Origin of the sequence: Neobacillus paridis (genome assembly GCF_016765675.1) — a bacterium.
Taxonomy (GTDB): domain Bacteria; phylum Bacillota; class Bacilli; order Bacillales; family Cytobacillaceae; genus Neobacillus; species Neobacillus paridis.
The window spans coordinates 1-536 of sequence record NZ_JAESWB010000154.1 but is presented as its reverse complement, the minus strand read 5'-3'; the positions used below and the strand labels follow the sequence as shown (position 1 = coordinate 536).

Annotated in this window: 1 protein-coding gene; it reads right to left on the bottom strand. The window is 59.7% G+C overall.

Annotation, left to right across the window (positions count from 1 at the left end):
• Window positions 1-69: 69 nt before the first annotated feature.
• A complete protein-coding gene (locus JK635_RS28295; RefSeq protein WP_202653518.1) occupies window positions 70-276 on the bottom strand; it encodes a hypothetical protein in 207 nt (68 codons plus the stop codon).
• Between the last annotated feature and the right edge of the window lie 260 nt (window positions 277-536).

Genomic DNA, 536 nt, shown 5'->3' with positions numbered 1-536 from the left:
GTTATAGGACAGATCCGGCATGAGCGAGACGATTCTCAGGTCCGTCTCCTCGTCGAAGCGAGGCATGCCTCAGCCGTTCCAGGCGCTGCCGTCGCTGAAGCAGGGAAGCACCACGTCTTGAGCAAGGAATTCCGCCGTCACAGTGCCGCGGCAGATGACAAGCGCCGGCGCCACAACATACTGAATGGCGACATCCTCCGCGCACAGGAGCCGTTGAAAACCACCTCCCTGCGGCCAGATCGCAATGCGGCCATCATCCTCGGTAAAGGCCTCCATGTTCCTTGTGCCGATAAAGGATGTGAGCCAGCAACGCGCGGGCGTCGTTCTTTCCCAACCTCTTTTTCAGGTTGTGCTGCTCGTTTTCAGCGATCCGGACGGACCTCGGGCATCAGCATGCCTCGACCCCGGCATCCTTCAGATAGACGAAGCGCTGTAGGTTGTAAGCAGCGACCTTCCAGTTCAGGTGCAGCCTTGTGCGTGCCAGGCCAATCGAGCGCAGCGTCTTGCCGCCCATCTGTCCCAAGCTTGCGAACATG

Bases quoted from the DNA above. Each gene is read 5' to 3' on its own strand.
- JK635_RS28295 (WP_202653518.1), bottom strand. From the start codon at position 276: ATGGAGGCCTTTACCGAGGATGATGGCCGCATTGCGATCTGGCCGCAG.